Genomic DNA, 17,531 nt, shown 5'->3' on the forward strand with positions numbered 1-17,531 from the left:
GTGGAGGGGTGGGCCCGGTCGGGTCCGCCCCTTTTTCACGCCTTTCTTTGTGAACATGTGAAAGTGATTTTCCGGCCCGCCGTGAAGCTCAAGCGAGAACGGCTGCGGCCACGGCCCAGGCGATATAGACGAGGTTGACCGCCACGCGGGCCGCGCCGCCGGCTGGGCGGTCGAGAAAGCGCTGGGCGTCGCGGTCGGCCCGGGCCACCGCGTCGAAATGGGATACCAGGTATCCGGTGATGAGAGCGGCCGCGCCCCAGGCGGCGGGGGCGCGGGTCTCCGGGATGAAGAGCAGCGCGGCGAGCAGGATCTCGACCACCCCGCTGACGAGGACGAGCGGTGTCGCGACGGGGGCCAGCCAGGAAGGGACCAGGGACCGGAAGTAACGTCGGAAGGCGAAGTGGCAGAGGCCGGCGGTCCCCAGGAAGCAGCCGAGGGCCATGGCGAGGGGAGCGCCGAGGCCGGCCTCCGCGGGGAGGAGCGAGGGCGGCATGTCCATGAGGAGCGTGTCCATGGGCGGAACGGTCAGGGCGGTCAGGGCGGGGACGGCGAAGTCGGTCATGAGGCGATGATGGCGGCCCGCCGGACCTGGGCGCTTGAACGGAACGATCGCCGGTCGGCGCTGGCCGCCGGCGCCGAGATGACGGTCTACGCGGAGGATGGCGGCTTCGGGGTCGGCCGGCACAAGGGGCCTGCCTGGAAGGTGGTCCTGGGGCGTGGCGGCCCGGTCGAGGCCCTCCTCGGGGGCGGCCGAAGGGGCGGCAGGGGCGGCAGGGTCGGCGGAGCCGGGATCATCGTCCCGCCGGAGACCGGGCACCTGTGCACTGCCGCGGGGGCGTTCACCGCGTTCTTCGTCGACCCCTGGCTGCTGCGCCCGGCGGCGGGGCCGGTGCCGCTGGACAGGGACGAGGTGCGCAGGCTGCTCGCCGCGCTGGGGCCGCCGGGCGGCGCCCCGGACACGTCTGCGGCCTTCGCGGAGCTCACCCGGGTGACCGGGGCGGGGGCTCCGCTCGACCCGCGGGTGGAGTACGCGGTCGGGGCGAGCATGAGCATGCGGGCCGCCGGAGAGGCCGGGCGGATCGGGGCGATCGCCGCGGATGTGGGGCTCTCCCCGGTGCGGCTGCGGGCGCTGGTCGGGGCCTCGGTCGGAGTGCCGCTGGTCCGGCTGCGCAGCTGGGCCCGGTTGCGATGGGCGATCGGCCGGCTCGCGGACGGGTCCGCCGCCGACGCGGCGGCCGAGGCCGGCTTCGCCGACCAGGCGCACTTCACCCGGACGGCCGGCGGACTGCTGGGCCGGACCCCGGGATCACTGCGTGAACACCTCTCCCGATGATCTTGGTGTTGTCGCTGTCTCAACCGGCGGTGGTTTCCAGCGTCTGCTGCAACACCGCACACCAGAGGAGAGAGAGGAGAGAGGGCAGGAGGGGGCTGGTCGGCCGATCGGGCGCGGCGCCCCACGGAGTGCGGGTTCAGACAGGCGGCGACGGCGGAGGTAGGGACGGGGCCGGGCGTCCCAGCCGGGCGCGGCGCCTCACGGAGTAAAGGTTCAAGCAAGCGGCGACGGCACAGGCAGGGGTGGGGTGCAGGCGGTCACCCGGGTGCGGCGTCTCGCGAAGCGAAGGTCAAGACGAGCGGCGACGGTGGGGAGGGGGACCGGCCGGTCGGTCGGGTGCGGCGCCCCACGGGGCGAGGGTTAAAGCGGGCAGCGAGGGCGGCGGTGGGCACCGGCCGGTCGGTTCGGCGCGGCGCCCCGCGGAGCGAAGGTCAAGACGAGCGGTGACGGCGGCGGTAGGGGCGGGGCGGAGGTGGTCGCCCGGGTACCGGGCCCCACGGGGTCGGGGCTCAGGCGGGCGGCGAGGGCGAGGGCGCCCCGGTGAAGGGGGCAGGCCCACTCGCCCCGACCCACCTGGGGGCCTTATCCCTATATGCCGGGTTTTTGCGGCGGGGAGCAAGCGGGGGTGAGGCGGCCTGCGCACCGTGGGAGCACCCCGATTACATCTACCAGCGAGTAGTAAGCCTCGAAGCCCCCACCACCCCCTCTCTGATCACCCAGAGTGGCCAAGGCGGGCCCTCCCGGGAGAATAAAAGCGGCATCTCGCCCCCGCCTCTGCTCTTCCCGGGTTCCGGTCCCCTGCATCCCGGCCTTGCGGGCGGCTCGAACCCCCGATCACCGGCCCGATCAGGGCGAATCAGGCCTTCAGGGGGCCGATCCGGCCCAGGAAGCGCGCCCGGGAATCACCGGGGTGCTCTCGCGGTGCGCAGGGCACCCCACACCACCATCACCCTGCGTATTTGCCTAGGTCAGGGAGGTGCGGCGGTTTCAACGGCGGCCGGCCACGCCGCCCGGGCGACGCGGAAACGGCGAACCCGCCACCCCGGCCCACCCCGACCACTCCCGCCCTGCCCTGCCGGACCCGACCGACCGGCCGGCCCCCACCGCCGTCGCCGCCCGTCTTGACCTTCACCCCGTGGGGCGTCGCGCCGGACCGACCGGCCGGTCCCCCTACTGCCGCCCTCGCTGCCGTCTTGAACCGCCACCCCGTGGGGCGCCGTGCCCGGGCGACCGCCTCCGCCACGACCCCGCCTTTGCCGTTGCCGCCCGTCTGAACCCCGACTCCGTGGGGCGGAGACGGGCGGGCGCGGTGCGGCTATCCGCTCGCCGCCGGGGAGGCCGCGGAGGCCCGGTCGCGTTGGGCGGGGACCGCTCGGTGGGGTGGGCCGCTGTAGGCGCTCAGCGGGCGGATGAGGGAGTTGGCGGCCTGCTGCTCCAGGATGTGCGCGGTCCAGCCGGTGATCCTGGACATCACGAAGATCGGGGTGAACATCGGGACGTCGAACCCCATCAGGCGGTAGGCGGGGCCGGCCGGGTAGTCGAGGTTGGGGTGGAGGCCCTTGCGGTCGGCCACCGCCCGCTCCACCGCCGAGTACAGCTCCATCAGGCCGTCGGCGCCGCGGGCCTCGGCCATCCGGGCCAGGGCGCGGCGCATGGTGGGGACGCGGGAGTCGCCGTGCGCGTAGACCCGGTGCCCGAAGCCCATGATGCGCCGCTTCCCGGCGAGGGCGCGGTCCACCCACTCCTCGGCCCGGTCGGCGGTGCCGATCTCGTTCAGCATGTGCATGACGGCCTCGTTGGCGCCGCCGTGCAGCGGGCCCTTGAGCGCGCCGATGGCCGCGGTGACCGCGCTGTAGGCGTCGGAGCGGGTCGAGGTGACGACGCGGGCGGCGAACGTGGAGGCGTTGAAGCCGTGCTCGGCGTAGAGCACCAGGGAGGCCTCGAAGCAGCGGACCACCTCGGGTTCGGGGACCTCGCCGAAGCACATGTGGAAGAAGTTCTCCGCGAAGCCCAGGGACGGGTCGGGCGGGATCGGGTCCAGGCCGTGCCGGCGCCTGCGGTCGGCGGCGACGACCGACGGCAGCCGGGCCATGAGCCGCTCGGCGGTGGCCTGGTCGGCGCCGTCGTCCTCGGCCGGGTCGTCGGCGCCGAGGTAGCTGATGGCGGTGCGCAGCACGTCCATCGGGTGGGCCGACTCGGGGACGCGGCGCAGCAGGTCGAGGGTGTTGCGGTCGAGGGCGCGCCAGGCCCGCTCGCGGGCGGTGAACGCGGCGAGCCGTTCGGGGCCGGGCAGTTCGCCGGTCCAGATGAGGTGGGCGACCTCCTCGAAGGCGCGGGTCCCGGCGAGGTCCTGTACCGGGTAGCCGCGGTAGGTGAGCGAGTCGGTGGCGGCGTCGACCGTGGAGATCGCGGTCGTGTCGGCGACCACCCCGGCGAGGCCCTTGCGGATCGCGGTGTCGGCCATGGCCGTCTCACCCCTTCCGTTCGGTGGTGTTCGGTGCGCCGCCGGGCCGGTCCGCGGCGGGCGGCGCGAAGTCGTGGACGTCGGTGTCGAAGGCGGTGTAGGAGTCGTAGTCGAGGAGTTCGTAGAGGCGGGAGCGGGTCTGCATGCGCCCGACCAGGCCGGGGGTCTGCACGCCGGCGTCGCGGAGCTCGGCCAGGCCCGCCTCGACCGCGCCCATGGCCAGCCGGAGCGCGGTGACCGGGTAGACGGCCATGTTCATCCCGATGGATTCCAGCCGCTCGGCGGTGAGCAGCTCGCTCTTGCCGAACTCGGTCATGTTGGCGAGCAGCGGGACGTCCACGGCCTTGCGGAACGCCTCGAACTCGGCGGCGTCCCGCAGGGCCTCGGGGAAGACCATGTCGGCGCCGGCGTCGACGTAGGCGCGGGCGCGCTCGATCGCGGCGTCCAGGCCCTCGACGGCGCGGGCGTCGGTGCGGGCGCAGATGACGAAGTCGGGGTCGCGGCGGGCCCGCACCGCGGCGCGGATCCGGCGGACCATCTCGCCGGTGCCGGTCACCGCCTTGCCGTCCAGGTGGCCGCAGCGCTTGGGGTTGACCTGGTCCTCCAGATGGCAGCCGGCCAGGCCGGCGTCCTCCAGGGTCTGCACGGTGCGGGCGGCGTTGAGGGGTTCGCCGAAGCCGGTGTCGGCGTCGATGAGGGCGGGCAGGCCGGTGCTGCGGGCGATCCGGCCGCCGCGGTCGGCGACCTCGGTGAGGGTGGTCAGGCCGATGTCGGGCAGGGCCAGGTCGGCGGAGAGCGCCGCGCCGGAGACGTACACCCCGTCGAAGCCGAGCTCTTCGATGAGCACCGCGGTCAGCGGGCTGAAGGCGCCGGGGACGCGCAGCAGCTGGCCGGAGGCGAGGCCGCCGCGCAGGGCCCGGCGGCGTTCGTTCGGGGTGGTGGCGGCGTGGCGCATGGTCAGAACAGTCCTTTCGAGACGGGCGGGCCGCCGGGGGCGGTGCCGGGGTCCTCGGGGAGGGCGAGCCGGCGGACCTCCTCGGGGGCCAGTTCGGGCAGCCGCTCGACCAGGTCGAGGAAGGCGTCCTGGTCGGGGCGGGAGACGGCGCCGGCGGCCAGGGTGCGGAACTTGGCGATGTAGTCGGGGCGGGTGAAGGGGCGGGCGCCCAGGGGGTGGGCGTCGGCCACCGCGAGCTCGTCGGCGATCACCGAGCCGTCGTCCAGCTCGATGGAGACGTGCCCGCCGAACGCCTTCTTCTCCGGGTCGGTGCTGTGGTAGCGCTCGGTCCAGGCGGGGTCCTCCACGGTGGTGATTCTGCGCCACAGGTCGACGGTGTCGGGGCGGCGGGCCCGCTCGGGGGCGTAGGAGCGCTCGTGGTGCCAGGCGCCGTCCTGCAGGGCCACCGCGAAGATGTACATGATCGAGTGGTCCAGGGTCTCCCGGCTCGCCCCGGGGTCGGTCTTCTGCGGGTCGCCGGCGCCGGTGCCGATCACGTGGTGGGTGTGGTGGCTGGTGCGGATGGTCACCGAGCGGATCCGGGAGGTGTCGCCGACGCGGGGGCGCATCCGCCGGGCCAGGTCGATGAGGGCCTGGCTCTGGTACTCGGCGGAGTGCTCCTTGGTGTAGGTCTGCAGGACGGCGCGCTTGGGCTCGCCGGGGGCGGGGAGTTCGACGGTGTAGGCGGCGCCGAAGCCGCCGAGGAGGCGGGCGATGAAGCCGTCCTCGCCTTCGTAGGCGGGGGAGGGGGCGCCTTCGCCGCGCATCGCCCGGTCGACGGCCTCCACCGCGGCCTTTCCGGCGAACGCGGGGGCGTACGCCTTCCAGCTGGAGATCTGGCCCTTGCGGGACTGCCGGGTGGCGGTGGTGACGTGCAGGGCCTGCTGCACCGCCTGGTAGATGTCGGCGACGGGCAGGCCGAGCAGGGCGCCGATGCCGGCCGCGGCGGACGGGCCGAGGTGGGCGACGTGGTCGATCCGGTGCTCGTGCAGGCAGATGCCCTTGACCAGGGCCACCTGGATCTCGTAGGCGGTGGCGACGGCGCGGACCAGGTCGGCTCCGTCCCGGCCGGTGTGCTGGGCGACGGCGAGCACCGGCGGGATGTTGTCGCCGGGGTGGGAGTAGTCCGCGGCGAGGAAGGTGTCGTGGAAGTCGAGTTCGCGGACGGCGACCCCGTTGGCCCAGGCGGCCCATTCGGGGGAGGCGCGGGTGGAGGCGGGGGCGCCGAGCACGGCGGCGCCGGGGGAGTAGGGGTGGCGGAGCGCCTGGGCGCGGGCGCTGCGCACCGGGCGGCGGCGGAGCGCGGCGGCGGCGACGGCCGCGTCGTCGATGATCCGGTTGCCGACCATCTCGGCGGTCTCGGCGTCCACCGGGACCGGGTCGGCGGCGGCCTCGGCGATGCGGTGGGCGAGCTGGGCGCTCTGCTCCAGGGGTTCGGAGCTCTTGTGGGCGCGGACCCGGTGTGCCTGCATGTGCGGCCTTTTCCGTTCGTTCTCCGATTCCTTTCCGGTGAGTCTGCCGAACGGAGTGTGTGCAGGTCGAGTGGGTTAAAAAGCCAATTCTCGTTAATTCGGGGCGGTGGTTCTGCGAATCCTGCGAAGATTGGCCGTGCGGGAAATGCGTATACTCCGGGGCATGCGCAAGGTGTTCGCGGGGGCCCGGTTGCGCGGACTGCGCCAGGAGCGCTCCCTCAAGCAGGTGGAGATGGCGCGCGAGCTCGGCGTCTCGCCCAGCTACCTGAACCAGATGGAGCGCAACCAGCGCCCGCTGAGCGTTCCGGTGCTGCTCCGGCTGGCCGAGGCGTTCGGCGTGGATCCGGGGTTCTTCTCCGAGTCCGGTACCGCCCGGCTCATCGCGGAGCTGCGCGAGGCGCTGCCCGAGGCGTCCGCGGAGGACCTGGACGAGCTGGCCGGGTCGCTGCCGTCGGTGGCCCGCTCGGTGCTGGCGCTGCACCGCCGGTACCGGGACGTCTCCGGGCAGGCGGCGGCCCTGGCGGAGGTGCGCGACGGCGGGGCGGGGCCGGTCGAGCCGATGGCCTACGAGCAGGTCCGGGACTTCTTCTACGCGCGCCGCAACTACGTGGGGGAGCTGGACGAGTCGGCGGAGGAGCTGGCCGCCGGGGGGACTGCGGAGCGGCGGCTGGCGGAGCGGCACGGGGTCCGGACGGTGACGGGGCCGCCGGGGGCGGAGGAGGGGCGCAAGCGCGGCTACGACCCGGCGGCGCGGGTGCTGACGCTGCCGGCGCGGCTCACCCCGGGGCAGCGGGAGTTCCAGGCCGCGACCCAGCTGGCGTTCCTGGAGCACGGCCCGCTCCTGGCGGAGCTGGCGCAGGGGGAGGAGCTGCGTACCGGGCAGGCCCGGCAGCTGGCCCGGATCGGGCTGGCGAACTACTTCGCGGGCGCGTTCATCCTGCCCTACGGGGCGTTCCTGGACGCGGCGGAGGCGGAGGGGTATGACATCGGCCTGCTCGGGGAGGTGTTCGGGGTGGAGTTCGAGACGGTCTGCCACCGGCTGTCCACGCTGCAGCGCCCGGGGCGCAAGGGGGTGCCGTTCTCCTTCGTCCGGGTCGACCGGGCGGGCAACATGTCGAAGCGGCAGTCGGCGACCGGGTTCCACTTCTCCCGGGCGGGCGGCACCTGCCCGCTGTGGAACGTCTACGCGGCGTTCTCCTCCCCGGGGGAGGTGCGGACGCAGATCGCGCAGATGCCGGACGGCCGGTCCTACTTCTGGGTGGCGCGGACCGTGGGCGGCGCCCCGGTGCGGCACGGGGCGGTGCCGAAGGTCTTCGCGGTGGGACTGGGCTGCGAGCTGCGCCATGCCCGCCGGCTGGTGTACTCGTCGGGGCTGGATCTGGCGGATCCGCGCGCGGCGGTCCCGATCGGCCTGGGCTGCAAGGTGTGCGACCGGCCGGCCTGCCCGCAGCGGGCGTTCCCGCCGGCCGGGCGGCCGCTGCTGGTCAACGAGAACACCAGCACGGTGGCGCCCTATCCGACGGGGCCCTAGGCGGTCACCCCTCGCCTTCGAGGAGGGCGTCGACGATGTCGTCGAGGACCCGGCGGCGCTCGGCGGCGGTCATCGCCTCCAGTTCGTCCAGGGCGGCGGTGGTGTCGACCCGGTCGCCGGAGCGGGAGCCGATGACGCACAGCCGGGCCGCTTCGCGGGTGGGGGCGGACAGCAGCCGCAGCTCGGCGGGGGGAGCGAGGTCGTAGAGGGCGGTGGGGTAGCGGGAGTGCCGGTCGCGCCATTGGGCGGCGCGCTTGAGGACGAACCCGCGGAGCAGGGAGTCGAGGACGTCGGGGTGGCGCAGGGCCTCGGCGTCGCCGGAGGCGCGGCATTCGGCGCAGTTGGCGAGCTCGGCCTTGAGCAGTCGGCGCGCCGAGGGGTGGGCGACGTGCTCGGCGTTGAGTCTGCTGGGATGTCGGTGCGCCATGCGGGTCAGGTTAGCCCCGCGGGGGCCCAGGGAGGGCGGATACGGGAATGTAGTTGAAAATTGAACCGTTGTTCCGGGTGCCGGTACCCGACCGCGCCACAGAGGAGGCCGCCATGGACGTCCGCCCGAACGGGATCCACCACGTCACCGCGATCGCAAGCGATCCGCAGGCCAACGCCGACTTCTACCTGAACGCGCTGGGCATGCGGCTGGTGAAGCGGACGGTCAACTTCGACGCCCCGCAGACCTACCACCTCTACTACGGCGACCGGGCCGGCAACCCCGGCACCGTCATGACCTTCTTCCCCTGGCCGGACGCGCCCAAGGGGCGGATCGGCGCCGGGCAGGCCACCACCACCTCCTTCGCGGTACCGGAGGGGTCGCTCGGCTGGTGGAGCCGGCACCTGGCCCGGCTCGGCGTCGAGGCGACCCGCCCCGCCGAGCGGATGGACGAGGACGTGCTCACCCTGCGCGACCCGGACGGCCTGGCCATCGAGCTGGTCGCCGCGGCCGACCACGCCGGGGCCGACCCGTGGGACGGCGGCGCCGTCCCGGTCGAGCACGCGATCCGCGGCATCCGCGCGGTGACGCTCACCGAGCACGACCACGAGGGCACCGCGCAGATGCTCGGCGGCACCCTCGGGTTCCGCCTCGCCGAGGAGCGCGGCGGCCGGTACCGGTTCCGCACCTCCGGCGCCGGCGACGGCGTGGGCACCGTGGTCGACGTGCTCGCCGACCCGCGGGCCGAGCGCGGCCTGGTCGCCGCCGGAACCGTGCACCACGTCGCCTACCGCGCCCCGGACGCCCCCACCCAGGAAGGGTGGCGGCGCACCCTGGCCGACGGCGGCGTGGACGTCACCGAGATCCGCGACCGCTCCTACTTCACCTCCATCTACTTCCGCGAGCCCGGCGGCGTGCTGCTGGAGATCGCCACCGACGGACCCGGCTTCGACTACGACGAGCCGCTGCTGGACCTGGGCCGGGCGCTGCGGCTGCCGCCGTGGCTGGAGCCGCGCCGGGCGGAGATCGAGCGGCACCTGCCCGAGCTGGTCGCGCCCGGGGCGGAGGGGCGGCGGTGACCCCCGGCGGCTTCGCCCACGTCCACCGCCCCGCCGAGCGGGACGGCGCCCCCACCCTGCTCCTGCTGCACGGCACCGGCGCCGACGAGCACGACCTGCTCGGCCTGGGCCGGGCGCTGCACCCGGGGGCGGGGCTGCTCTCCCCGCGCGGCCGGGTGGACGAGAACGGTGCCGGCCGGTGGTTCCGCCGGCTCAGGGAAGGGGTCTTCGACGTCGACGACGTGGTCGCCCGCGCCGCCGAACTGGCCGGCTTCGTCCGGGAGGCCGCGGACCGGTACGGCTTCGACCCCGGCCGGGTGGTCGCGGCGGGCTTCTCCAACGGCGCCAACATGGCCGCGGCGCTGCTCCTGCTCCACCCCGGGCTGCTGCGCGGAGCGGCGCTGTTCGCGGCCGCCGCGCCGCTGCAGGGCCGCGAACCGCCCGGGGCCGACCTGACCGGGACCGAGGTGTTCATCGGCGCCGGCGCCGCCGACCCGATCACCCCGATCGACCAGGCGCGGCTCCTCGCCGACCAGCTCGGCGCCCGCGGGGCCGGGGTGGAGCTCGCCGAGCACCCGGGCGGGCACTCCCTGCCGCCGCACCTGGTGGACGCGGCCCGGGATCGGCTGGCGCGGCTACGATGACGCGCATGGGCGAGGTGGAGTGGCTGAGCGATCGGGAGCAGCGGGTCTGGCGGAGCCTGCTGCGGGCCCAGGCGGGGATCGAGACCGAACTCGACCGCGACCTGCGCCGGACCGGCGGACTGACCCTGGTGGAGTACGGCATCCTGGTCGCGCTCTCCGAGTCGCCGGGCCGCCGGATGCGGATGCGCCGCCTCGCGGAGGAGGTCCTGGTCTCCAAGAGCCGGCTGACCCACCAGATCTCCCGGCTGGAGTCGGCCGGCCACGTCCGCCGCGAACCGTGCGAGGACGACCGGCGCGGCTTCTGGGCAGTCCTCACCGACCAGGGCGCGGAGACCCTGGAGCACGCCGCCCCGGGGCACGTCGCCGCGGTCCGCGGCCGGGTCTTCGACCGCCTGTCCCCCGCCCAGGTCGACGCCCTCGGCGAACTCATGGCGATCCTGGAGATCGACGACCCGGCGACCCTCCCCGGCCCCTCCGGAACCTGAACCCGCCGGTGGGACGGCGGCCTCGGCGTCCGTGCGGGCGGTCCGCTCTCACCGGGCGGCGGGCAGGGCGCCCAGTGCGGCCATGGCGGCGCCGCCCGCGGCGGTCACCGCGGTCTTGGCGATGCCCGAGGCGAGGCCGGCGGAGCGGTCGGGGGCCGCGCGGCGGGTCGCGATGAGCGCCAGCGCGTTCGCGGTGCCCAGCGCCAGGCCGCACGCGGTGAGCAGGGCGAGCAGCGCGGGCAGCGGCGCGGACGCCGAGGCGGGGAGCGCGGCCAGGCCCGCGCAGCCCGCCGCGGTCAGCAGGGCCAGTGCGGGCAGCGCCGGCAGCCGGTCGGCGATCCGCCCGGCGGCCGGCCCGGCCGCGGCCATGGCCAGCGAGGGGAGCGCGAACGCCGGGCCGGCCTGGGCCGGGGTCAGGTCCGCCGCCCCCTGCAGCAGCGCCGGCCCGGCGAACAGCCACACCACCGTCGCGGCGTTGGCCAGCGACCCCAGGGCGGTGCCCGCGGCGAACGCCCGGCCCAGCCCCGCACCGCGGCCCGGACGACCGCCTCCGGTGCCGCCTCCGATGCTCTTCCGGGGGCCGCGAGCGCCGCCTCCGGCGTCCTGCCCGGGGGCGCCCGCGGAGCCCGCGGCCGCCGCCGCGACCAGCGCGGCGGCGGTGATCGGCAGCACCCCCGCGAAGACCCACCGCCACCCGGCGAGCTCGGTCAGCATGCCGCCGAGCACCGGCCCGAGCGCCGTGGCCGACCCCGCCGCGCCCAGCGCCAGCCCCGCCGCGCGGGCGTCCCGGCCGACCAGGGCCAGCCCCGAGGGCATCACCAGCCCGCCGCCCACGCCCTGCAGCGCGCGGAAGGCGATGAGCAGCTCCCCGGTGGGGGCGAGCGCGCAGAGCAGCGAGCCCGCGCCGAACAGGGCCAGCCCGCACGCCAGCACCGCGCGGTGCCCGACCGCGTCGCCGATCCGGCCGCCGGGGACCATCGCGGCCGCGCACGCCAGCAGGTAGACGCCCACGGTCAGCGGCAGCCGGGCCTCGGACAGCCCCAGGTCGGCGCCGATCGCGGGCAGCGCGGTGTTCAGCGCGAAGGAGTCGAACTGCACGCAGAACGCGCCCGCGCCGAAGGCGAGGGCGGCGCGTGCCGGGCCGGTCGTGGGCGGGGTGCGCATGGTCGGGGTCCCTTCCAGGAGGATGCCGGTGTCCACGGGGCGCGGAGCCTGCGGCGGGCGTGCGGAGGCACGCCGGCGGACGGCTCCGCGCGGAGCCGGGCAGGGGCTGGAACCGGGAGGACCGGAGGGAAGCGCGGGAGCGCGGAGAAGGAGGGGCGCGGGGCGGCGCCGCCCTGGAGAATCACCCGGAGCGCCGCCTCCGCGGTGCGGAGCGCCGGCGGGGATCGGGGCGCGGAGCGGCGGCGCTCGACGCGGCCCGTCCACCGGGACGGCCCCACGCTACCCGAAACGCCCCGGGCCCGCTCTCCCGCCGCCCCCGGGCGATCATCTTGACGTCGCGGGGGTGCCAGAGCGCTCTGGCACCCCCGCGACGTCAAGATCATCGGGGCGGAGGCGCGCTCGGCTCCGCGGGGGCGGCCGAGCCCAGGACGGCCGGATGCCGATCATCGAAGCGACCCATGCGCCGGAGGTCGCCGAATCGAAGCTCCGCGAGCCGGCCTCGGTGCTGCCGCATCTGGTGTCCGTGGCCGTGGAGTGCCCCGAGGAGCCGTACGACGGGGACGTGAAGCCGGGCGACCTGGAGGTCCGCTTCCGGGCGCGCGGCCCGCTGGACCGGAGCGGCCTGGACGCGGTGATCGAGGTGAAGTCCGAGTGGTTCGAGAGCAGGGCCGCCGACCGCCAGGAGCGGGTGGACGGGCCGCGACGGGAGATCCGGGCCGCGACGGGGCTCCGCGGCTTCGGCGTCTACCCGGCGCTCCCGGTCTCCGCGTGGTCGCAGGGCGACTGAAGCGGCCCGACTCCGCACGGCGCCGCCCGGTGCGGTGCCGCCGTGGGGCCCGGCCGTCAGAGGCGGCCGGTGCGTTCCAGGCGGAGCAGGGTCTGCTTGCGGGGCAGGCCGCCGCCGTAGCCGACGAGGGAGCCGTCCGCGCCGACGACGCGGTGGCAGGGGATGACGATCGAGATCGGGTTGCGGTTGTTGGCGGTGCCCACGGCGCGGGAGGCGCCCGGGGCGTCCAGGGCGCGGGCGATGTCGCCGTAGCTCGCGGTGCGCCCGTAGGGGACCGCCGTCAGGTGCCGCCAGACCTGGAGCTGGAAGGCGGAGCCGGAGGGGGCCAGCCGGGCGGAGAACTCCCGCAGCTCGCCGGCGAAGTAGGCGCGCAGCTCCTCGGCGGTGCCGCGCAGCGCGCCCGGGTCGTGCAGCGCGTCCGGCGGGGGCGCGGCGTCCATGTGCACCCCGGTCAGCGACTCGCCGTCCCCGGTGAGCAGCAGGTCGCCCAGCGGGGAGGGGAGCACGTCGTAGCGGACCGGGCCGGGCAGCGGCGCGCGGAAGTCGGCCATCGGCGCCGGGGCGGGTTCGGGGACGTCCAGCGGGAGGGCGTCCTGGCCGGGAGGTGGAGTGGTCATCGCTGCTCCGTGGGTCGTCGGGCGGCCCGGCAGGGCCGGCATGATGCGGGGGCGGGCGGGAGCGGCCTCAAGTATCGCCCTCTCCGGCGGGATCCGGAGCGGTGCGGCGGCGGACGGCTTCAGGGGCCGCGAGGACTCCGGACGCCGCGGGCCTGCGGGGAGCCCGCCCTCGGGCGGTGATCTCGACGCCGCGGCCCCATCGGAGCGCTCCGATAGGGCCGCGGCGTCGAGATCACCGAGGGTTTCTCCCGCCGGTGGTCTCAGGCCGCGGAGGCGGAGGGCCGCGCGGCGGCGTCGGCCGAGGCCCACAGGTGGTGGGTGGCGTAGGAGCGGTACGGGCCCCAGGCCCGGCCCCGGGCGGCGGGGGCGTCCGCGGCCTGCGGGTCCAGCCGCTCCAGTGCCCTGCGCACCACCAGGTCCTGGTGGAGCAGGACGTCCGGGTCGCCCAGGGCGCGCATCCGGATGTAGGCGGCGGTCCACGGGCCGATGCCGGGCAGGCGCAGCATCAGGGCGGCGCTCTCCTCCCGGTCGGCGCCGGGGCCCAGGTCGATGCCGCCGGAGTCCAGCTCCGCGCAGAGCGCGACCAGGGCGCGGGCCCGGGGCGCCGGCATCGGCAGGCCGTCCGGGCCGGCTCCGGCCAGCGCCTCCGGGGAGGGGAAGAGCCGGTCCACCCCGCCGGGCAGCGCGGCCAGTGCGGGGGAGAGCGGCTTGCCGTACCGCTCGGCCAGCCGGCCGGCGACGGTGCGGGCCGCGGCGACCGACACCTGCTGGCCGATGACGGCGCGCGCCGCGTACTCGGCCGGGTCGGCGGCGCCGGGGGAGCGCAGCCCCGGGCGGGCGGCGACCGAGGGCGCCAGCAGCGGGTCGGCGGAGAGCACCCCGGCGATCGCCCCGGGGTCGCAGTCCAGGTCGAGCAGGCGCCGGCAGCGCTGCACGGCGGCGCCGAGGTCGCGCAGGTCGTCCAGGTGCAGGCGGCAGCGGAGGTGGGCGCCGCGGCCGGTGTGCGGGGCGGTGTCGATCTCGGCGACCCCGGCCCCGTGCGGCAGGGCGAGCGCGCGCCGGTACACCCCGCCGGAGACCTCCTCCACCCCGGGCACGGCTCGCGCCGCGAGGAAGGCGAAGAGCGGCCCGGCGTCCAGCGGCTCGCGGAACGGCAGCCGGAGCGCGATGCCGCCGGCGCCGGCCGGGTCGGCGCCGCGTGCGGCGCGCTCGCGCATCAGCGACGGGCTGCGGTCGAAGACCTCGCGGACCGTGTCGTTGAACTGCCGGATGCTGGCGAAGCCGGAGGCGAACGCGATGTCGGACATCGGCAGGGCGGTGGTCTCGATGAGGATGCGGGCGGTCTGCGCGCGGCGGGCCCGGGCCAGCGCGAGCGGGCCCGCGCCGAGTTCGGCGGTGAGCATCCGGTTGAGCTGCCGCTCGCTGTAGCCGAGCGCGCCGGCCAGCCCGGTCACCCCGTCCCGGTCCACGGCCCCGTCGGCGATCAGCCGCATGGCGCGGCCCACCGCGTCGGCGCGGGCGTTCCACTCCGGCGACCCGGGGGAGGCGTCCGGCCGGCACCGCTTGCAGGCGCGGAAGCCGTGCGCCTGGGCGGCCGCGGCCGAGGGCAGGAACCGGACGTTGCCGCGCTTGGGCACGGCGGCCGGGCAGCTCGGCCGGCAGTAGATCCCGGTGCTGGTCACGCAGGTGTAGAAGACGCCGTCGAACCGGGAGTCCTTGCCGGCCACGGCGCGGTAGCGCTGTTCGTCGCTCATGCTCACCCGCCCCATCCTGGTCCCGGGACGGGGGCCGTGCTGGCGGGTTTCAGCCACCGTGCTCGGTGAGGTACTCGATGTAGACGGGGCGCAGGACCTCCTGCACCCGGGGGTCGCCGTGCTCCGCGAGGGCCTCGCTGACCTGGGCGGAGGCGGTGGACACCCCTTCCGGTCCGGCCTCCCAGTGGCCGGTGGCGGCCTCCGCGGCGGGGATGCTCTTGATGATGCGCCAGAAGAACTGCACGTCCCACCGCTGCCGGGCGCGGGCGAACGCGCGCCGGCGGAGCTCCTCGGTGTCGAGGCCGTCGAGCTCGGCGGTTCCTTCGACGTCGTCGGTCATACCGGACAGATACCCCCCGGCTCCTCCGTTGAACAGGGGGTGATCCGGGTTACCCTGCAGCTGTGGTCCGCGGTGCGAGGGGAGGCGGGACATGGCGGCGAAGGCGCCGGTGCTGCGGGTGGTCATCGCCAAACCCGGGCTGGACGGGCACGACCGCGGGGTGAAGGTGGTCGCCCGGGCGCTCCGCGACGCCGGGGTGGAGGTGATCTACACCGGGCTGCGGCAGACCCCGGAGATGATCGTCGGCGCGGCCCTGCAGGAGGACGCCGACGCGATCGGGCTGTCGGTGCTCTCCGGGGCGCACATGACGCTGTTCGGCCGGGTGCTGGAGCTGCTGGAGGAGAACGGCGCCCGGGACATCACCGTGTTCGGCGGCGGCATCATCCCCGAGGAGGACATCCCGGAGCTGGAGCGGATGGGCGTCGCGAAGATCTTCACCCCCGGCGCCACCACCGCCGAGATCGGCGACTGGGTGCGGGGGAACGTCCGGGCGCTGCACACCGCCGGGTAGCCCGGGCGCGGGGCCGGTGGGCGGGCCGCCGGGGGCGCCGGGATAGACTCCGGCGCTTGTGACACTGGGGGATATAGGCGCCGACACCCTTATCGTCCTGCTCGCGGCGGCGGCCGCCGCCGGGTGGATCGACGCGGTGGTCGGCGGAGGCGGGCTGCTCCTGCTGCCCGCGCTGATGGTGGCCTTCCCGGACGCCCCGGTGGCCCGGCTGCTCGGCACGAACAAGCTGGCCGCGGTCTTCGGCACCGCGTCCGCGGCGGCGGCGTTCGTGCGCCGCGGCGGGCTGCGGCTCGAACCGCGGATCGTGTGGCCGGCCGCGGGCCTGGCGCTGCTCGGCGCCGGCGCCGGGGCCGCCCTGGCCGGGGCGATCTCCTCCGACGCGCTGCGCCCGACCGTGATGGCGGTGCTCGCGCTGGTGCTGGTGATCGTGGTCGCCCGGCCGTCGCTGGGCGCCTCCTCGCGGCAGGGGCCGCCGGGGCGCGGCCGGGTCGTCGCCGCGGTCGCGGTGGCCGGCTGCGGGATCGCGTTCTACGACGGCCTGGTGGGGCCGGGCACCGGGACGTTCCTGGTGCTGGCGCTCACCGGGATCGTCGGGATGGACTTCGTGGAGGCGTCGGCGTCGGCCAAGATCGTGAACACCGCGACCAACCTGGGCGCGCTGGCGGTGTTCGCCTCCAACGGCGACGTGCTGTGGCTGCTGGGCCTCTCGCTGGCGGCGTGCAACATCGCGGGGGCCCAGGTGGGGGCGCGGATGGCGGTGCGCCGCGGCGCCGGGTTCGTGCGCGGGGTGCTGGTGGTGGTCGTCGTCGCGCTGCTGGCCAAGCTGTCCTGGGAGCAGTTCTCCGGAATGCCGCCCGATCCGCTGTCCGCGCTGTTGTGACGGCCGGTGTGACTGGTCACACGAATTCTCACGCAAATCCCTGGCCGGAACCGGTGGCGTACCTCTCAGCGGGGTGTAACCGCCTGTCAGGCGAGGGCCGGTGGCCCTTCGCCGCACCCGGGAGGGCTAAGCTTTCGCATGTTGCGGGTGGATTCTTCGACGGAACTCATGTTCAACGCGGAGCGCCGGGCAACGGTTCCCGGCGGTGCGTCCGAGGCGCCGTTCGAGTGACACGACCCCCGCAGACCACTGCAGCCAGCGAGTAACAAGGACGGACCCTCGTGGACCTGTTCGAATACCAGGCGAAGGCGCTCTTCGCGGAGCATGGGGTGCCGGTACCCCAGGGAAAGGTGGCGAGCACGGCCGATGAGGCCCGTGCCATCGCCGACGAGTTCGCGGCGGCAGGGACCTCCCGCGTCGTTGTCAAGGCCCAGGTCAAGACCGGTGGCCGCGGCAAGGCCGGCGGTGTGAAGGTCGCCGACGGCCCTGAGGACGCCCAGGCCAAGGCCGAGCAGATCCTCGGCATGGACATCAAGGGCCACACGGTCCACCGCGTCCTGATCGAGGAGGCCAGCGACATCGCGGAGGAGTACTACTTCTCCTTCCTGCTGGACCGCGCCAACCGGACGTTCCTGTCGATCTGCTCCGCCGAGGGCGGCGTGGAGATCGAAGAGGTCGCAGAGACCAACCCGGAGGCCGTCGCCAAGGTCGCGATCGACCCGATCAAGGGCGCGCCGGCCGAGATCGCCGCGGAGATCGCCGCCAAGGGCAAGCTGCCCGAGGCCGCCGCCGCGGGCGCCGCCGAGGTCATCACCAAGCTCTGGGACGTCTTCGTCTCCAAGGACGCCACCCTGGTCGAGGTGAACCCGCTGATCCTCACCGGCGACGGCCGCGTCGTCGCCCTGGACGGCAAGGTCACCCTGGACGAGAACGCCGAGTTCCGCCAGGACCTGGAGAGCCTCTCCTCCGCCGCCGAGGGCGACCCCCTCGAGGTCAAGGCGAAGGAGAAGGGCCTGAACTACGTCAAGCTCGACGGTCAGGTCGGCATCATCGGCAACGGCGCGGGCCTG

At 75.4% G+C, this 17,531-nt stretch carries 18 protein-coding genes; 9 read left to right on the plus strand and 9 right to left on the minus strand.

Features of this window, described 5'->3' with window-relative positions; all coding sequences use genetic code 11:
- Nucleotides 1-88: 88 nt before the first annotated feature.
- Nucleotides 89-562, minus strand: coding sequence for a DoxX family protein (locus D459_RS33295; RefSeq protein ID WP_017596578.1), 474 nt, complete (start codon nucleotides 560-562; stop codon nucleotides 89-91).
- Nucleotides 563-571: 9 nt separating this feature from the next.
- Between D459_RS33295 and D459_RS36445 the strand changes: the two genes are divergently transcribed.
- A complete protein-coding gene (locus tag D459_RS36445) occupies nucleotides 572-1,333 on the plus strand; it encodes a helix-turn-helix domain-containing protein (protein WP_026120867.1) in 762 nt (253 codons plus the stop codon).
- Between the two features lie 1,315 nt (nucleotides 1,334-2,648).
- Here the strand turns inward: D459_RS36445 and D459_RS0129445 are convergent.
- From D459_RS0129445 to D459_RS0129455, 3 genes are read right to left on the minus strand one after another with little or no spacing between them, the layout of a single operon-like run.
- The gene (locus tag D459_RS0129445; protein WP_017596580.1) at nucleotides 2,649-3,797 is read right to left on the minus strand and encodes a bifunctional 2-methylcitrate synthase/citrate synthase; all 1,149 of its coding nucleotides are present in this window, start codon (nucleotides 3,795-3,797) and stop codon (nucleotides 2,649-2,651) included.
- 7 nt (nucleotides 3,798-3,804) lie between these two features.
- Nucleotides 3,805-4,752, minus strand: coding sequence for a methylisocitrate lyase (gene prpB, locus D459_RS0129450; protein ID WP_017596581.1), 948 nt, complete (start codon nucleotides 4,750-4,752; stop codon nucleotides 3,805-3,807).
- A gap of 2 nt (nucleotides 4,753-4,754) precedes the next feature.
- On the minus strand, nucleotides 4,755-6,263 hold the full coding sequence (locus tag D459_RS0129455; RefSeq protein WP_017596582.1) for an MmgE/PrpD family protein: 1,509 nt from the start codon (nucleotides 6,261-6,263) through the stop codon (nucleotides 4,755-4,757).
- Between the two features lie 163 nt (nucleotides 6,264-6,426).
- Between D459_RS0129455 and D459_RS0129460 the strand changes: the two genes are divergently transcribed.
- On the plus strand, nucleotides 6,427-7,794 hold the full coding sequence (locus tag D459_RS0129460; protein WP_017596583.1) for a short-chain fatty acyl-CoA regulator family protein: 1,368 nt from the start codon (nucleotides 6,427-6,429) through the stop codon (nucleotides 7,792-7,794).
- A 4-nt stretch (nucleotides 7,795-7,798) separates the two neighbouring features.
- Here the strand turns inward: D459_RS0129460 and D459_RS0129465 are convergent, their stop codons facing one another.
- Nucleotides 7,799-8,221, minus strand: a complete 423-nt coding sequence (locus D459_RS0129465; protein WP_017596584.1) for a hypothetical protein — start codon at nucleotides 8,219-8,221, stop codon at nucleotides 7,799-7,801.
- A gap of 113 nt (nucleotides 8,222-8,334) precedes the next feature.
- Here D459_RS0129465 and D459_RS0129470 point away from each other — a divergent pair, with 113 nt between their 5' ends.
- Genes D459_RS0129470 through D459_RS0129480 form a run of 3 tightly spaced genes read left to right on the plus strand, consistent with a single transcriptional unit; the run spans nucleotide 8,335 to nucleotide 10,408 of the window.
- On the plus strand, nucleotides 8,335-9,300 hold the full coding sequence (locus D459_RS0129470) for a ring-cleaving dioxygenase (protein WP_020380389.1): 966 nt from the start codon (nucleotides 8,335-8,337) through the stop codon (nucleotides 9,298-9,300).
- Entirely contained in the window at nucleotides 9,297-9,923 is a 627-nt protein-coding gene (locus tag D459_RS0129475) for an alpha/beta hydrolase (protein WP_017596586.1), read from the plus strand. The genes D459_RS0129470 and D459_RS0129475 overlap by 4 nt, the downstream gene beginning before the upstream one ends.
- Nucleotides 9,920-10,408, plus strand: coding sequence for a MarR family winged helix-turn-helix transcriptional regulator (locus tag D459_RS0129480; protein WP_026120868.1), 489 nt, complete (start codon nucleotides 9,920-9,922; stop codon nucleotides 10,406-10,408). The genes D459_RS0129475 and D459_RS0129480 overlap by 4 nt, the downstream gene beginning before the upstream one ends.
- 48 nt (nucleotides 10,409-10,456) lie before the next feature.
- On the opposite strand, the gene D459_RS0129485 is transcribed toward D459_RS0129480, so the two are convergent.
- Nucleotides 10,457-11,608, minus strand: a complete 1,152-nt coding sequence (locus tag D459_RS0129485; RefSeq protein WP_241485157.1) for an MFS transporter — start codon at nucleotides 11,606-11,608, stop codon at nucleotides 10,457-10,459.
- Nucleotides 11,609-12,008: 400 nt separating this feature from the next.
- Between D459_RS0129485 and D459_RS0129490 the strand changes: the two genes are divergently transcribed.
- Complete coding sequence (locus tag D459_RS0129490; protein WP_017596589.1) at nucleotides 12,009-12,359, plus strand: hypothetical protein; 351 nt, start codon at nucleotides 12,009-12,011, stop codon at nucleotides 12,357-12,359.
- Nucleotides 12,360-12,415: 56 nt separating this feature from the next.
- Here the strand turns inward: D459_RS0129490 and D459_RS0129495 are convergent, their stop codons facing one another.
- The 3 genes from D459_RS0129495 to D459_RS0129505 form a co-directional block, all read right to left on the minus strand.
- The gene (locus D459_RS0129495; protein WP_017596590.1) at nucleotides 12,416-12,976 is read right to left on the minus strand and encodes a methylated-DNA--[protein]-cysteine S-methyltransferase; all 561 of its coding nucleotides are present in this window, start codon (nucleotides 12,974-12,976) and stop codon (nucleotides 12,416-12,418) included.
- A 260-nt stretch (nucleotides 12,977-13,236) separates the two neighbouring features.
- Nucleotides 13,237-14,730: an AlkA N-terminal domain-containing protein gene (locus tag D459_RS0129500; protein ID WP_017596591.1), complete on the minus strand. Its 1,494-nt coding sequence runs from the start codon at nucleotides 14,728-14,730 to the stop codon at nucleotides 13,237-13,239.
- 49 nt (nucleotides 14,731-14,779) lie between these two features.
- Entirely contained in the window at nucleotides 14,780-15,070 is a 291-nt protein-coding gene (locus D459_RS0129505) for a hypothetical protein (protein ID WP_017596592.1), read from the minus strand.
- 91 nt (nucleotides 15,071-15,161) lie between these two features.
- Here D459_RS0129505 and D459_RS0129510 point away from each other — a divergent pair, with 91 nt between their 5' ends.
- The 3 genes from D459_RS0129510 to D459_RS0129520 form a co-directional block, all read left to right on the plus strand.
- Nucleotides 15,162-15,581 carry a cobalamin B12-binding domain-containing protein gene (locus tag D459_RS0129510; RefSeq protein ID WP_017596593.1) on the plus strand — a complete coding sequence of 140 codons (420 nt, stop codon included), beginning with the start codon at nucleotides 15,162-15,164 and terminating at the stop codon, nucleotides 15,579-15,581.
- Between the two features lie 73 nt (nucleotides 15,582-15,654).
- Nucleotides 15,655-16,461, plus strand: coding sequence for a TSUP family transporter (locus D459_RS0129515; RefSeq protein WP_040711671.1), 807 nt, complete (start codon nucleotides 15,655-15,657; stop codon nucleotides 16,459-16,461).
- A 281-nt stretch (nucleotides 16,462-16,742) separates the two neighbouring features.
- On the plus strand, nucleotides 16,743-17,531 hold a 789-nt coding region (locus tag D459_RS0129520), incomplete at its 3' end, for an ATP-grasp domain-containing protein (RefSeq protein WP_017596595.1).

It is taken from the genome of Nocardiopsis potens DSM 45234 (assembly GCF_000341105.1).
Classification (GTDB): domain Bacteria; phylum Actinomycetota; class Actinomycetes; order Streptosporangiales; family Streptosporangiaceae; genus Nocardiopsis_A; species Nocardiopsis_A potens.

Coding starts and splice junctions, on each gene's coding strand:
- D459_RS0129495 (WP_017596590.1), bottom strand. CDS start 12,976: ATGACCACTCCACCTCCCGGCCAGGACGCCCTCCCGCTGGACGTCCCC.
- D459_RS0129455 (WP_017596582.1), bottom strand. CDS start 6,263: ATGCAGGCACACCGGGTCCGCGCCCACAAGAGCTCCGAACCCCTGGAG.
- D459_RS0129490 (WP_017596589.1), top strand. CDS start 12,009: ATGCCGATCATCGAAGCGACCCATGCGCCGGAGGTCGCCGAATCGAAG.
- D459_RS0129460 (WP_017596583.1), top strand. CDS start 6,427: ATGCGCAAGGTGTTCGCGGGGGCCCGGTTGCGCGGACTGCGCCAGGAG.
- prpB (WP_017596581.1), bottom strand. CDS start 4,752: ATGCGCCACGCCGCCACCACCCCGAACGAACGCCGCCGGGCCCTGCGC.
- D459_RS36445 (WP_026120867.1), top strand. CDS start 572: ATGGCGGCCCGCCGGACCTGGGCGCTTGAACGGAACGATCGCCGGTCG.
- D459_RS0129500 (WP_017596591.1), bottom strand. CDS start 14,730: ATGAGCGACGAACAGCGCTACCGCGCCGTGGCCGGCAAGGACTCCCGG.
- D459_RS0129510 (WP_017596593.1), top strand. CDS start 15,162: ATGGCGGCGAAGGCGCCGGTGCTGCGGGTGGTCATCGCCAAACCCGGG.
- D459_RS33295 (WP_017596578.1), bottom strand. CDS start 562: ATGACCGACTTCGCCGTCCCCGCCCTGACCGCCCTGACCGTTCCGCCC.
- D459_RS0129505 (WP_017596592.1), bottom strand. CDS start 15,070: ATGACCGACGACGTCGAAGGAACCGCCGAGCTCGACGGCCTCGACACC.
- D459_RS0129470 (WP_020380389.1), top strand. CDS start 8,335: ATGGACGTCCGCCCGAACGGGATCCACCACGTCACCGCGATCGCAAGC.
- D459_RS0129465 (WP_017596584.1), bottom strand. CDS start 8,221: ATGGCGCACCGACATCCCAGCAGACTCAACGCCGAGCACGTCGCCCAC.
- D459_RS0129480 (WP_026120868.1), top strand. CDS start 9,920: ATGACGCGCATGGGCGAGGTGGAGTGGCTGAGCGATCGGGAGCAGCGG.
- D459_RS0129445 (WP_017596580.1), bottom strand. CDS start 3,797: ATGGCCGACACCGCGATCCGCAAGGGCCTCGCCGGGGTGGTCGCCGAC.